The organism is Kribbella sp. NPDC050820 (genome assembly GCF_040653975.1).
Lineage (GTDB): Bacteria > Actinomycetota > Actinomycetes > Propionibacteriales > Kribbellaceae > Kribbella.
Genome location: NZ_JBFAHB010000083.1, coordinates 1 through 13,464 on the forward strand (window position 1 = coordinate 1; position 13,464 = coordinate 13,464).

At 70.0% G+C, this 13,464-nt stretch carries 12 protein-coding genes; 1 reads left to right on the forward strand and 11 read right to left on the reverse strand.

Features of this window, described 5'->3' with window-relative positions; genetic code table 11:
* Positions 1-173: 173 nt before the first annotated feature.
* Positions 174-1,034, reverse strand: coding sequence for an A/G-specific adenine glycosylase (locus AB0H36_RS40955; protein WP_360536297.1), 861 nt, complete (start codon positions 1,032-1,034; stop codon positions 174-176).
* 93 nt (positions 1,035-1,127) lie between these two features.
* Here AB0H36_RS40955 and AB0H36_RS40960 point away from each other — a divergent pair, with 93 nt between their 5' ends.
* The gene (locus AB0H36_RS40960; RefSeq protein WP_360536219.1) at positions 1,128-1,781 is read left to right on the forward strand and encodes a hypothetical protein; all 654 of its coding nucleotides are present in this window, start codon (positions 1,128-1,130) and stop codon (positions 1,779-1,781) included.
* Here AB0H36_RS40960 and AB0H36_RS40965 read toward each other — a convergent pair.
* The 10 genes from AB0H36_RS40965 to AB0H36_RS41010 form a co-directional block, all read right to left on the reverse strand.
* The gene (locus AB0H36_RS40965) at positions 1,752-3,272 is read right to left on the reverse strand and encodes a DHA2 family efflux MFS transporter permease subunit (protein ID WP_360536221.1); all 1,521 of its coding nucleotides are present in this window, start codon (positions 3,270-3,272) and stop codon (positions 1,752-1,754) included. The two genes, AB0H36_RS40960 and AB0H36_RS40965, sit on opposite strands and share 30 nt — an antisense overlap.
* Entirely contained in the window at positions 3,251-3,820 is a 570-nt protein-coding gene (locus tag AB0H36_RS40970; protein WP_360536223.1) for a PadR family transcriptional regulator, read from the reverse strand. Before AB0H36_RS40970 ends, AB0H36_RS40965 begins: the two co-directional genes overlap by 22 nt.
* A 141-nt stretch (positions 3,821-3,961) precedes the next feature.
* Positions 3,962-5,056 carry a DNA integrity scanning diadenylate cyclase DisA gene (disA, locus tag AB0H36_RS40975; RefSeq protein WP_360536225.1) on the reverse strand — a complete coding sequence of 365 codons (1,095 nt, stop codon included), beginning with the start codon at positions 5,054-5,056 and terminating at the stop codon, positions 3,962-3,964.
* Positions 5,057-5,235: 179 nt separating this feature from the next.
* Positions 5,236-6,174, reverse strand: a complete 939-nt coding sequence (locus tag AB0H36_RS40980; protein WP_360536227.1) for a beta-ketoacyl-ACP synthase III — start codon at positions 6,172-6,174, stop codon at positions 5,236-5,238.
* Between the two features lie 156 nt (positions 6,175-6,330).
* Entirely contained in the window at positions 6,331-7,731 is a 1,401-nt protein-coding gene (gene radA, locus AB0H36_RS40985) for a DNA repair protein RadA (RefSeq protein ID WP_360536229.1), read from the reverse strand.
* A 53-nt stretch (positions 7,732-7,784) separates the two neighbouring features.
* On the reverse strand, positions 7,785-9,092 hold the full coding sequence (locus AB0H36_RS40990) for a hypothetical protein (RefSeq protein ID WP_360536232.1): 1,308 nt from the start codon (positions 9,090-9,092) through the stop codon (positions 7,785-7,787).
* Positions 9,089-10,861, reverse strand: a complete 1,773-nt coding sequence (locus AB0H36_RS40995) for a sugar ABC transporter permease (protein WP_360536234.1) — start codon at positions 10,859-10,861, stop codon at positions 9,089-9,091. The genes AB0H36_RS40990 and AB0H36_RS40995 overlap by 4 nt, the downstream gene beginning before the upstream one ends.
* Positions 10,861-12,108 (reverse strand): ABC transporter substrate-binding protein, encoded by a 1,248-nt coding sequence (locus AB0H36_RS41000; protein WP_360536236.1) that lies wholly within the window; start codon positions 12,106-12,108, stop codon positions 10,861-10,863. The genes AB0H36_RS40995 and AB0H36_RS41000 overlap by 1 nt, the downstream gene beginning before the upstream one ends.
* Positions 12,098-12,649 carry a hypothetical protein gene (locus tag AB0H36_RS41005; protein ID WP_360536238.1) on the reverse strand — a complete coding sequence of 184 codons (552 nt, stop codon included), beginning with the start codon at positions 12,647-12,649 and terminating at the stop codon, positions 12,098-12,100. Before AB0H36_RS41005 ends, AB0H36_RS41000 begins: the two co-directional genes overlap by 11 nt.
* A gap of 103 nt (positions 12,650-12,752) precedes the next feature.
* Entirely contained in the window at positions 12,753-13,448 is a 696-nt protein-coding gene (locus AB0H36_RS41010; RefSeq protein ID WP_360536240.1) for a class I SAM-dependent methyltransferase, read from the reverse strand.
* Positions 13,449-13,464: the final 16 nt, after the last annotated feature.

Sequence of the window (13,464 nt, forward strand, 5' to 3'; positions counted from 1 at the left end):
GGCGGGCCCTCTCCCTGGGTCCGGGCCCCGTTTTCACCAACCCCCCCCGCGGGCCGCCGGGGGGGCCCCCGTCGGCGGGGTATGAAAACAGCAGCCGGCTCCAGCCTCAGCGCCTCCTGCACCACGGGGGAGGGGGCCAGTGGCGACGCGCCTACTCGCCCCGTAGGGCGGGTTTAGCGGGGTAGGCGGTAGTGGGTGTTGGGGAGGGGTTCTACCAGGCCGTCGGCTACTAGGCCGTCCAGGGCGCGTTCGCGTTGGGAGTGGTCGGGCCAGCAGGCGTCCAGGGTTTGCTTGGGGACGGCGTCCGTCGCGGCGCGCAGTACGGCGAGCAGCCGGCCGCGGACCTGCCGATCGGTGCCTTCGTACGTCTGCCCCCGCCGAGGCGGCCCGTCGTACGGCGGACTCCCGGCAAGCACCCACGCACACCGCCCGCGAATCGGGCAGTCCTCGCACTTCGGCGTACGCGCCGTGCAGACCAGTGCGCCCAGCTCCATCGATGCGACCGCCCAGCGGGCTGCCGTCGGCTCGTCAGCGGGCAATGCGCTCACCGCAAGCCGCTGGTCAGCCGCAGTGGGGGAGATGGTCGGCTGCGCGACCCCAGTGAGGGCTCGCGCGAGCACCCGACGCACGTTGGTGTCCACGACCGCATGCCGCTGCCCGAACGCGAACGACGCGATCGCAGCCGCCGTGTATGTCCCCACCCCGGGCAGAGCGAGCAGTGCGTCGTGATCGTCCGGTACTTCGCCACCGTGCCGCTCCACAATCGCCTGAGCGGCCGCGTGCAGCCGCAGGGCACGTCTGGGGTACCCGAGCCGGTCCCAGGCCCGCACAGCCTCACCTGGCGGCTCTGCAGCCAGGTCCGCCGGCTTCGGCCACCGCTCCAGCCAGCTCCGGTACGCCGGTAGCACCCGGTTGACGGGTGTCTGCTGCAGCATGAACTCGCTCACCATCACTGCCCACGCACCGGCCCCCGGCTCGCGCCAGGGCAGCACGCGCGCGTTGGCGTCGTACCACTGCAGAACGGGCCCATGCAGCGCGGCAGCCGCGGGACTGCGCGGCGCGGCAGCTGTGGGCCTGAGCGGCGAGCCTGACTGGTCCAGCACAAAGCCGATCCTAAGATGCAGGCCATGAGCAGCCTGCTCCGTCCGGTCGGGCACCTGCCCGCCAGCGTGTACTGGTTCCGCCGGGGACTGGTACTTGCTGTCCTGGCGCTGCTGCTCTTCCTGGTCCTCCGGCTGTTCGGAGGCGGCGGCGAGGAGCCGAAGAACACGGCTGCGTCCGGCCCGCAGCAGGACCCGGCGACCGCCCCGGTGGTGACACCCAGCGGCACGCCGGCCACGAAGAAGACCGAGCAGCCGGCCAAGACCACCAGCGGCACCACGACGCCGCCGCGCGACACCAAGTGCGAAGGCTCCGACCTACGGGTCGAGGCGGTGCCGGCGAACCGGAAGATCGTGTCCGGCTCGGTGCTGAACTTCGTGGTCCGCCTCGAGGCGATCTCGGACGAGTGCAAGGCCTCGATCGACTCCGGCGCCCTGACCGTGACCGTTACCTCGGGCAACGACCTGATCTGGACCACGACGCACTGTGGGCAGACGATCCAGCGCGCCACCCTGGTGGTTGCCAAGGGCAAGCAGTCGGCCGTCACGGTGCCCTGGAACGGCCGCCGGTCCGGGCCCGGCTGCCTGCCCGGTCAGCCGGTCGCCAAGGCCGGAACCTATGTCGTCAAGGCGGTCTTCGACGGCCGTGCGTCAGCTCCGCAAGCCTTCCAGGTCGTCTGACCCGGCGGCCGGCGCCTGCTGCAGGTGCGTCGGCTTGACGAACATCAGCGCCGCGACCAGCCCGACCAGCAGCACCACAGCCGGCAGGATCAACGACTGCGCCATCGAGTCGCTGAAGCCCTGATGCATCAGCTCGGGCAACGTTCCGCCCGTTGCCATCCCCTCGCCGGCCGGCGCACCGCCAGGACCGGCAGGCAGGTTGTGCGCCAGTCGCGACTCCATCAGTACGGCGATGCCCGCACTACCGAGAACCGCGCCGACCTGACGTGTCGTGTTGTAGACGCCCGCACCGGCTCCGGCCTGGTGCAGTGGCAGGTTCCTGGTCGCCGTACTGCCGATCGGGGCCCACATGAAGCCGTTGGCCACGCCGAGCAGCGCGATCGGCAGCAGCAGTTGCCAGATCGGCACATCGGGCTCGATGACCTGGCTGAGCCAGAACAGCGCGACCGAGCAGCACAGCAGGCCGAAGCTCGCCAGGTACCGCGGGTGCGCCCGGTCCGTGAGCCTGCCGACGAACGGCGACAGCGCGCCGGTGATGACGGCCATCGGAACGAGCAGCAGCGCGGACCTGGTCGGGCTCAGGCCACGCACCGACTGCGCGTACAGCATCAGCGGGAACGTCATCGCGGTGATGGCGAAGCCGACGGTGGTGATCGCGGTGTTCGCCAGGGAGAAGTTCCGGTCCTTGAACAGGCCCAGCGGCAGCAGCGGTTCGCCGCGGTTGCGGGCCTGCCAGACCACGAAGGCCGCGAGCACCACCAGGCCGGCGATGATCAGCGACCAGACCGAGATCGGGCCCTTGATCGTGCCCCAGTCGTACTTCTGGCCCTCCTGGATGCCGAACACCAGCAGGAACAGCCCGACCGAGCTCAGCCCGACGCCGACCAGGTCGAACTTGTGCTCGTGGGTCGGCAGGTCCGGCACCAGTCGCAGCGCCAGCACGAAGGCGATCACGCCGACCGGCGCGTTCAGGAAGAAGATCCACTCCCAGCCGAGCCCGTCGACCAGTACGCCGCCGAGGATCGGGCCGACCAGCGTCGCCACGCCGGCGGTCGCGCCCCACAGGCTCATCGCGCGGCCGCGCTGGTCCGGCGGGAAGATCCGGGTGATCACCGCCATCGTCTGCGGCGTCATCATCGACGCGCCGAGCCCCTGGAAGACCCGGGCGACGATCAGCAGCTCGATCGACGTCGTCAGGCCGCACCACACCGACGCGGCAGTGAACAGCGCCAGGCCGGTCAAGTAGACCTTCTTGGGCCCGATCCGGTCGCCGAGTCGTCCGGTCACCAGCAGCGGTACGGCGTACGCCAGCAGGTAGGCGCTGGTCACCCAGATCACGTTGCCGACGTCGGTGCGCAGCTCGGTCATGATCGCCGGGGTCGCGACCGACACGATGGTCGAGTCGACCAGGATCATGAAGAAGCCGATCACCAGCGCCCAGAGCGCCGGCCACGGCCGGACCTCCGGCCTCACGTGGTGCGGGGTACCCATGGCAAGTCCTTGCTCTCGATCCGTTCGACGGTGGTGGCCAGCCAGTCGCGCTCGGCGGCGAGCTGGGCCCGGACGTAGGCGCCGCCCAGCCAGTACGGCTCGTGCACCCCTTCGGCGCGGGCGGTCGCGATCGCCTCGTCCAGCTCGGCGAGCCAGTCGTCCAGGTCGGCGACCCGGCGGCGGAACCGCAGCAGCGCGTCCTCGACGTCGAGGTTGTGCGCTTCACTCAGTACGACCGGGAACAGCGGATATTCGTAGACGTACTTCTCCAGCCCGGTCTCGACCCGGCGGCGCAGCGCCTCGTTGCCGTCCGGAGTGATCTCGTACGTCGTGCGTTCGGGGCGGTTGCCGGCGCGTTCGGTGCCGGTCGCGCGGACGTAGTTCTGGCCGGCCAGCCGCTCGACCGTGTGGTAGAGCGAGCCGGGCCTGACCTTGACGATCCGGTCGTTCTGCCGGGCGATCAGCAGTTGGTACATCTCGTAGGCGTGCATCGGGCGCTCGTTGAGCAGCGCCAGCACCGAGATCGCCAGCGGGGTCAGCTCAGCCATCATCCTCCGTACGGATTGTTCCGTGCGAAATGTTCCACCTGGAGTATTGCTCGCGCCGGACCCGGAACACAAGTCACCCCCGGCTCGCCGCCGCGAACCGGGGGTGGGTGCCGACGAGGCCGGATGCGATCCGGCGCCGGGTCAGACGTAGCGTTCGAGGATGCTCGACTCGGCCAGCCGGGACAGGCCCTCGCGGACCGTGCGGGCCCGGTTCTCGCCGACGCCCTCGACCGTCTGCAGGTCGTCGATGCTTGCCGCGAGCAACTTCTGCAGGTGGCCGAAGTGGTCGATCAAGCGATCGATCACCGCACCCGGAAGGCGCGGCACCTTGGCCAGCAGCCGGTAGCCGCGCGGCGTCACGGCCGCGTCCAGCTGCTCGGCTCCACCGAGCTGCAGCGCCCGCGCGACCTGGCCGATGTCCAGCAGGTCGGTCGGGCTGACCGCGTCCAGCTCGAGCAGCACGTCGTCGGCCGTCTTCGCCTTGCGGCCGGTGGCCGGCGGCAGGTAGTCGCGGACGACCAGCTCGCGTTCGCCGGCGACCCCGGCGACGAGCTCGTTGAGCTGCAGGGTGAGCAGCCGGCCGTCGGTGCCGAGCTCGACGACGTACCCGTCGATCTCGGTGGCGATCCGGCGGACCATCTCCAGCCGCTGGGCGACCGCGGCCACGTCGCGAACGGTGACCAGGTCCTCGATCTCCAGCGCGGACAGCGTGCCGGACACCTCGTCGAGGCGCAGCTTGTACCGCTCGAGGGTCGCCAGCGCCTGGTTGGCCCGGGACAGGATCGCGCCGGAGTCCTCCAGCACGTAGCGCTGGTCGTCGACGTACAGCGCGATGATGTGCATCGACTGCGAGACCGAGATCACCGGGAACCCGGTCTGCCGGGCGACCCGGTCGGCGGTGCGGTGCCGGGTGCCGGTCTCCTCGGTGAAGATCGACGGGTCCGGCATCAGGTGCACGGCGGCCCGGATCATCCGCGCGGCGTCGCGGTCGACGATGATCGCGCCGTCCATCTTGCTCAGCTCGCGCAGGCCGGTCGCGGAGAACTCGATGTCGATCTCGAACCCGCCGGTGGAGATCGACTCGACGGTCTTGTCGTGGCCGAGCACGATCAGCGCGCCGGTGCGACCGCGCAGAATCCGTTCCAGGCCTTCACGCAGTTCGGTCCCGGGTGCGACCGCCGCGAGGGTCGCGCGCATCCGGGCATCGGTGCTGTTCTTGTCGGAATTGGGGGCCACGAAAACTGAGTCTATGCGGTTCGCCCGCCGTCGTGGGGCGCAAGTCCCCGGCTACCGGTCAGTCGCCGGACAGCGGATCGGATGCCTTTGCACGTGCGCGTGCAAACGCCCGTGCACCTGATCCGTGCAACCCGATCTCCCGCGTGAATCGGACCGCCGTGAGGACGACGGATGCCCGGTCAGGGACAGCGGATGACCTGGCCGGCGTACGACAACCCGCCGCCGAATCCGAACAGCAGCACCGGCGCGCCGCTCGGGATCTCGCGGCGTTCCACCAGTTTCGACAGCGCGATCGGGATGCTCGCGGCCGAGGTGTTGCCGGACTCGACCACGTCCTTGGCGACCACCGCGTTGACCGCGCCGAGCCGCTTCGCGAGCGGCTCGATGATGCGCAGGTTGGCCTGGTGCAGGACGACGCCGCCGAGGTCCTCGGGTGCGATCCCGCTCTTCTCGCAGACCTGCTTGGCGATCACCGGGAGCTGGGTCGTGGTCCAGCGGAAGACGGCCTGGCCCTCCTGGGCGAACTTCGCGTCCTGGCCTTCGATCCGGACCGCGTCCGACATCTCCGGCACCGAACCCCAGACCACCGGGCCGATCTCCGGCTCCTCGCTCGCGACCAGCACGGCCGCGCCGGCGCCGTCGCCGATCAGCACGCAGGTGGTGCGGTCGGTCCAGTCGGTGAAGTCGCTGAGCTTCTCCACGCCGATGACGAGCGCCTTCGAGGCGGCGCCGGCCCGGATCGCGTGGTCGGCCGTCGCGATCGCGTGCGCGAAGCCGGAGCATGCCGTGTTCACGTCGATGGCGGCCGGGCTGCCGAGGCCGAGCCGGGCGGCGACCCGGGCGGCGATGTTCGGCGAACGGTCGATCGCCGTACAGGTGGCGACCACGACGTAGTCGATCTCGGCCTTGTCGATGCCGGCGTTCGCGACGGCCTTCTCGGCGGCCCGCCAGGCCATCTCGTCGACCTGCTCGTCCGGTGCCGCGATCCGGCGCTCGCGAATGCCCACCCGGCTCTGGATCCACTCGTCGTTGGTCTCCACCATGGTGGCGAGCTCGGCGTTGGTGAGCACTCGCTCGGGCTGGTAGTGGCCGAGCGCGACAACTCTGGATCCGGTCATCTGAGGGCTCCTGCGGTCATCCGGGCAGGCCGGCAAGCTGTCCAGGTTCCACGCTGAACCCGGCGGGGGGCCACCCCAGCGTACGTTCCCCACTGCACGCCCGTGGATCCCGCGTCTCACCGGCAGCCGTGGGGTGTGGCCGGAAACACAGGCCGGTCAGGTGAGGCCGGCGGCCAGCAGGGCGGAGGGGAGGTCCGGGGCGGCGAAGACCCGGAGGCCGTACTTGGCCTGCATGTCCATGGGTTTCAGGTCCTTGCCGCGGTTGGGGACGTCGGCCGGGACGATCGCCTTGGTGAAGCCCAGCCGGGCGGCTTCGGCGAGGCGTTTCTCCAGCCCGCCAACCCGGCGGACCTCGCCGGCCAGGCCGACCTCGCCGATCGCGATCAGGCCGGGGTGGATCGGCCGGTCCATCACGGACGACGCGACCGCGATCGCCACCGACAGGTCCGCCACCGGTTCGCCGATCTTCACGCCGCCGACGGTGGCGACGTACACCTCCTGGTCGGTCAGCTTCAGGCCGACCCGGTTCCCGAGCACGGCGAGCACCATCGACACCCGGGACGACTCCAGGCCCGAGGTGGTCCGGCGCGGCTGCGGCGCCGCGGACGGCCCGACCAGCGCCTGCACCTCGGCCAGCAGCGGCCGCCGGCCCTCCATCATCACCGTCACGCACGTCCCCGCGACGGGCTCGGCGTGCTCGGAGACGAACAGGCCGGTCGGGTCCGTCACCTCGACGATGCCGGTGTCGACCATGTCGAAGCACCCGACCTCGTCCGACGGGCCGAACCGGTTCTTGGTCGCCCGGACCATCCGGAACCCGGAGTGCCGATCGCCGTCGAAGGCCAGCACGACATCGACCAGGTGCTCGAGCATCCGCGGACCGGCGATCGCGCCGTCCTTCGTCACGTGGCCGACCAGCACGACCGCGATGTGCCGCTCCTTCGCGAGGCGCACGAGCGCGCCCGTCACCTCACGAACCTGGGTCACCCCACCAGGGGCGCCTTCCACCTCGGGATGCGCCATTGTCTGCACCGAGTCGATCACCAGGAACGACGGCTCGACCGCATCCACCTGACCGACCACCGCGGACAGATCCGTCTCGGCCGCGAGGTAGAGCTCGTCCACCAACGCATCGGTCCGCCCGGCGCGCAGCCGCACCTGCGCAGCCGACTCCTCACCCGACACGTACAACGTCCGCTGACCGCGCCGAGCCGACTGCGCGGCAACCTCGAGCAACAGCGTCGACTTCCCGACACCGGGTTCACCGGCGAGCAGGATCACCGCACCCGGTACGACGCCGCCGCCGAGCACTCGGTCGAGCTCGCCGATCCCGGTCGGGCGGGACTCGGCCTCGATCGCGGACACCTTGGCGATCGGCATCGCGGGTGACGACACCGGGCCGGCGGTGATCCGGGCGGCCTTGGGGGCGCCGACCTCGGCGACCGTCCCCCACGCCTGGCACTCTCCACAACGCCCGATCCAGCGCGCCGACGTCCACCCGCACTCCGAGCACGCGAACGCTGGTTTTCCTTTCGTGATCCCCGCTGCCTTCGCCATGCCGAACAACCTAGGCGAAGCTGCCGACAAATCCCGAGCGGCTGTCCACAGGCTCAGCGAAAGTGGTCACGCAACTGGACCAGACGGCGGCGGATCCACCCGCCGGTGAAGCGTGGAACGGGATCGGGTTCGACCTCCGGCAGCTGCCGGGTCTCCCGCGCAGCCTCGAGGTACGTCGACAACAGCTCGCTCTCGGACTGCCGCAGCGACGCGCTCCGCTCGAGGAGCTTCCGCCCTTCCTCGAGCCGACTTGAGACGACCGCCGCAGATCCCAGGTGCTGCAGACAGCGCGCCTGTCCCTCGCGCTCGCCGATCTCCGCGTAGAGGTGCTCGGCGTGCGTCCACCACCGCTTGGCCTCGTGCGGGCTGCGTTGCATCCAGGCCGCGACGCCATACAGTTCAAGCGCATGTGCATGCCCGCTGATGTCTCCGGCGGCAGTGGCACGAGCAGCCGCAATGCCGAGATGGTCCAGCGCGTTCTCCGGATCCTGCTGGTACAGGTGCACGATCGCGAGGTTGATCGAGATCGCCACCTCCGCAGCGAGGTCTGGACCCGGTCGGTTGAGCCGTGCGTCGTCCAGCCGGTCTCGTGCATTCAGCACGGCCTCGTCCCGGTCGTTCCCGGCCGGCGACTGCTCGGCTCGTTCAAGATGCAGCAGTGCTCGCTCCACCTGACGACGAGTAGTCAGCGCGGCCGCAGTACGGCTGTGGGTCGCCACGTTGTCCGAGATGCCGAGCCGTGTCGTCGCACTGTCCAGGTCACCCATCAGTCGGTACGCAGTCGCCGCACGGGCGGCTGCCAGCTCCGCAAGGTCGCGGCGTCCGCTCGTGTCCGCGACCGCGGCCAAGAAGTCACTGAGCGCCAGCAGCTGAAGGGGCTCGTACCTGCGCAGGTACCAGACCTCCAGCGCGTCACAGATCCGGGCGAGGTCGTCAGCGGTCTCCTCACGCGCCTTCTCCGTGTCCAGCAGGTCGCGCAGCCGCGGCTCGTTCAGGGCGAACCACTCGGCGGCGGCCATCCCGGCAGCACCCGAACCGAGCTGGAACATCCACGACTCTGCCTGCTCCGCAGCCGCGTGCAGGTCCGGAGCAGGTACGGCGGCCACACCGCCGCGTCGCCATCTCCGGTACGCCCGCAACGCGATCGGGATGTCGTAGTACGCCCAGATCAGCGCGCAGGCGATGGCCACGGTGAATCCCGCGACCCGGATCCAGCCACCACTGTTGAGGCTCTCCGACAGCCTGTCGCCGAGCAGTCCCGTCAGCAGCCCGGAGGCGAGCGCACTGCGACTGAAGAACCCACCTCGCCGTCGGCTCTGCTCCTCCTCGACCTTCGGAGCACTCGGCGCAGACGTCGTCACGGCCGGCCCCCGACCGTCAGCCCACGCACGACCCGCTGCCAGTTCGACAGCATCAGCACCACGGGTACGACGGAAGCCACCACACCGGCAGCGGCCACAGTCCCGGCGGACGCGGAGAACTGTCGCGCCTCACCCCACAACACCAGCGACAACGGCGTCGTACCCGGGCCGCTGATCAGGAAGCCCACGATGAAGTCGTTCCATACCAGGGCAAACTCCAGCACCGCCACAGCAACCAGCGCGGGCCGATACGTCCGCTGCACAGTCGCCAGTACGGAGCTCTGCCGCGCAGGCCCCTGCAATGCCTCAGACACCAACGCAGGTGGCGCAGACGCGAAGGCGGACCGCAGCAGCAGTACGGCGAACGGCAGACCGGCAGCCGCATGTACCAAGGCCAACGCGACCCGCGATCCGGCCAACCCCGCAGAACCAATCGCGTCCCGCAACGGAGCGGCGTACATCTGCACCGGCGTCACGGCCAGCACGACGAACATCGACGTCACCACTCGCCCCAACCACTGCGGCAGCCCACCCCACGCGACCAGATACGCCGTCGGTACGGCGATCACCAGCAGTACGGCGGTTGCCGCGCCGGCGATCAAAAGCGTCGACAGCAACGCACGGAACAACCCGACGTTCGCAGCAGCGGCGAAAGACGAGAACCCGAGCCCCGACGGCGACCACCAGCCCCGCAGACCTGCCTCGCCTGGTGAGTGCAATGCAGTGGCAACCAGCACCACCGCCGGCAGGATCCACACCAGGCTCACTGCGAAACCTGCGGTCCACCCGATCCGTCGTACTCGCTTGCTGGGCTTCGGTCGACCCACTGTGGGGTCTGGCGGCACCACCTGCACCGGCATCGCCCACCTGCGCCGCCGCAGCCCGCGCACGCCGACCACACCGACCGCAGCCACGATCGCGAACAGCACGACGCCCAGTGCCGCCGTGCGGCCCGGGTCGTCGCCTGTTGTCGTCGCACGCCACCAGTTCAGACCGAGTACGTCGGCAGAGCGCTGCATCGGCCCGGGTACGACGATCAGCACCAGGTCGAACACCCGGACGGCCGCGATGACGAGCGTCAGCGTGACCACACCGGTGATCGGCCGAAGCAGCGGGATCTCCAACGCGAACAGCCGGCGCCAGCCGGTGACGCCTTCGGCGGCGATCGTGCGGCCCACGTCGTCCGGGATGGCGTCCAGGCCGGCCCGGAACAACGAGACGACGTACCCGAGCCAGGTCCAGCCGAAGGCGGACACCAGGACCAGCCAGAACAGGCCCGGACCGAGCCAGACCGGGCTCGACCCGAACAGCTTCGTCCAGACCGCGGTCAGCGTGCCGCGCTCGGGGGCCGGGTCGAAGATCAGCCGGAACGTCGCCCCGGACACCAGCACCGACACCGCGAACGGGATCACCAGCGCGGGCTGCAGGAACGACGTCACCTCGGGCAGTCGGTAGCTCACCAGTGCGAGAAAGAACCCGACCACCACCAGCCCGAGCGCGACCGCGACCCAGGCAAGACTGTTGCCCACGGCACGCAATGCTTCGGGGTCGCCCATCACCGCGAAGTTGCCGAGCCCGAAACCGCTCGGTGTCTTGAAGGCGGCGACCACCGTGACCCCGATCGGGATGAGCAGCAGGCAGCTCAGCAACAACGCAGGCAAACCCAGCAGGTACGGCGCAGCCGGACGCCGCGGCTTGCCTGCGACCGGGCGACCACTCACCTCGCGGCCGGCGACTTCGAGCGACAGGCCGTTGCTCTGCAAGCCCATCAGCTCTCCACCTTCCGCAGTTCCGTCATCGCCGCGTCCACAGCGGCAGGCACGGACTCACTGCCGTGGTCACCGACCCGGACCAGGAAGTCGGTGAGCACTCGCCACAGCCCGTTGATGGCACCGAGTCGCCCCAGCCGGTCGGACAGGTCGAACTGCAGTTGCCCACCGGACTCCGACAGTTGCTTGGCGAGCCGGGTGAGCTCGGGGGAGTAGCCGGTGTCCCGTCCCTCGACCAGGAACCCGCCCTCCTTGACCCACGGGTCCACAGCGGTCGGTGCTGCGAGGCGCCGTACCAGATCGAGGGCGTCGTCTGAGGTCGGCTTCGGCAGCACCATCACGTCGCCGCCGACTACGACAGGCGGCGCAGTGCCGGGGGACAGCGCGGGAAAGGTGAAGAGACCGACGTCGTCGGGGTCTGCGGCGAACGAGCGTACGACGGGCTCGGCGAAATCGGACGCGAGCACCATGGCGGCTCTGCGGTGCCCGAAGACCTCGACCACTGCGTCCGGGAACTGCTGCACGAGCGACCGTTCGACTCCACCGGCCAGAGTGCCGCGAGCCGACCACATGGTGCCCAGCAGGCGAAGGGCGGCAGCGATCTGCGGCTGGTGCGACGGGTGCGGACGCTCGGCCGTCGCGAGTGCTGCGTAGACGCTGGGCGCTATGCCTAGCAGGACGTTCTCGAAGAAGTCGGTGAGCACCCAGCCGTCACCAGCAGCCAGCGACAGCGGCCGCAGTCCGGCGAGCGACAGCGACCTGTTGACGTCCAGCCACTCGGACCAGAGCCGTGGCGGTTCCAGACCGAACTCCCGGAAGACCGATGGGCGATACCAGACCGCAGACTTGTGCGCCGTCTTGAACGGAACGCCGTACGTCGTCCCGTCGTGCACCAGCAACTCGGCCCAGAGCCGGGCCCGCCCGCGATCGTCGACGTCGTCCGGGATCGGCTCGAGGTCATGCAGGTGGCGCGGGACCAGACCGGGCTGCGGCAGCATCACGATGTCCGGCCGACGGGTCGAGCGGGCGCCGAAGGCCGTGGAGATGTCGTCGCCGAGCGGTACGACCTCGACCGGGTAGTCCAGCTTGCCGATGCCGTCGAGGACGTCATGGAACGCCCGCAGTTCCTGTCCGCTCCAGCTCACCGCGACCCGCACGCTGCGACGCAGTCCGAGGACGTCACTCGAGCACCCTGTGACCAGCAGCGTCGCCGCCGCGCCCAGGAACGCCCGACGACTACGCTGCATCGCCGAATCCCGTCGTACGCTCCGGGTCGGTTGTGATGAGCAGCATGGCGGCTCGGCCGAGCTCGGGGTTGGATCTGAGACCCAGCAGCGATCCCCACGTCGGCAGACCGCCTGCGTCCTCCAGCACGATCACTCGCGGCTCTGCGCGGAGCGCCCGGGCCACACCGGCCAGTCGACGACGGCCTGGGGTAATCTCGTGCGGGTAGCGGTCCAGCACGTCTTCCAGGCCGCACCACTCAGCTGTCAGCCGGCTATGCTCCTCTGCTGCCTGACGTGTCACCCGGTGCGTGACGGTGTGCCCGTGTACGACGTTGCCGAGCACAGTCAGGTGGGGGAGCAGTCCACCTTCGGCAGGCACCAGCCGTACCGCGCCGCCGGTCTTGACCACTGCGTCGGTGGGCGGGTCCTCCAGGCCGATCACCAGGTCGGCCAGGCGGCGGGCTGCGGCGGCATTGGGCATCACCAGGGCTCGCTGCTCCCCGACCTCGATCAGGACTCGTTCCGGCAGATCGGGTATTCGTTCGAGCAGCAGTCCGTCCATCCCTGGCTGGCGCCTCCCCAGATGAGCCGTCGAGTGGTCCGTCAACCCTATTGGGGCCAAGGGCCCATTGCAGGGGGTAGCCGCGTGCCGTTTCAGAAGATGTTCAGAAGGTCCGGCTCCACAGGTTGATCGCGTAGTCGACCTCGGCGCCGGTGTGCTCGGCGATGATCCTGTCGGCGTCGGCCGCAGTGAACTCGATCCGGACCACCGCCTCGAAGTCGGCCCGGCTCTCGAACCGCCAGCCCATGTCCAACTGCGTCCGCTGCCAGCCGCGGGCGGCCCAGAACCGTTCCACCACAGGCGGTTTGATCGTCGGGTACGCCGCACTGAACCAGCGCCCGAACGTCGACCGGCTGCCGTCGTTGTCGATGACGAACGCGGTCCCGCCCCGCCGCATCACCCGGTCGAGCTCGGCCAGCCCCGGCTCGCAGCCCGGTCCGAAGAAGTACGCCCAGCGGGCGTGCATCACGTCGATCGACGAGTCCGGCACCGGCAGGCGCTGCGCCGTACCCTGCTTGACCTCGACGTTGGTCAGCGCCCGGGTCCGACGGCGAGCCGCCTTGGCCAGAGCGCCGTGCGGCTCGACGCCGATCACCCGGGCCGCGGTCGCGGCGAACATCGGCAGGTGGAACCCGGTCCCGCACCCGATGTCGAGCACGGTCGCCCCGGCCCAGTCCCGGATCGCCCGCATCGCCGGCTCGATCACCCTGTCCGGGTCGACCGCGCGGTTCTCGACCTCGTACACCTTCGGGTGGTGCCAAATGTTCGGGCTGGGGATCCCGCCGTCCGCAATGCTCACACCGCTAGACCATAGC

What these genes read in the sequence shown, in the direction of transcription:
- AB0H36_RS40960 (WP_360536219.1), top strand. Translation starts at nt 1,128, where the DNA reads ATGAGCAGCCTGCTCCGTCCGGTCGGGCACCTGCCCGCCAGCGTGTAC.
- AB0H36_RS40965 (WP_360536221.1), bottom strand. Translation starts at nt 3,272, where the DNA reads ATGGGTACCCCGCACCACGTGAGGCCGGAGGTCCGGCCGTGGCCGGCG.
- AB0H36_RS40970 (WP_360536223.1), bottom strand. Translation starts at nt 3,820, where the DNA reads ATGGCTGAGCTGACCCCGCTGGCGATCTCGGTGCTGGCGCTGCTCAAC.
- AB0H36_RS40980 (WP_360536227.1), bottom strand. Translation starts at nt 6,174, where the DNA reads ATGACCGGATCCAGAGTTGTCGCGCTCGGCCACTACCAGCCCGAGCGA.
- radA (WP_360536229.1), bottom strand. Translation starts at nt 7,731, where the DNA reads ATGGCGAAGGCAGCGGGGATCACGAAAGGAAAACCAGCGTTCGCGTGC.
- AB0H36_RS40995 (WP_360536234.1), bottom strand. Translation starts at nt 10,861, where the DNA reads ATGGGCTTGCAGAGCAACGGCCTGTCGCTCGAAGTCGCCGGCCGCGAG.
- AB0H36_RS41000 (WP_360536236.1), bottom strand. Translation starts at nt 12,108, where the DNA reads ATGCAGCGTAGTCGTCGGGCGTTCCTGGGCGCGGCGGCGACGCTGCTG.
- AB0H36_RS41005 (WP_360536238.1), bottom strand. Translation starts at nt 12,649, where the DNA reads ATGGACGGACTGCTGCTCGAACGAATACCCGATCTGCCGGAACGAGTC.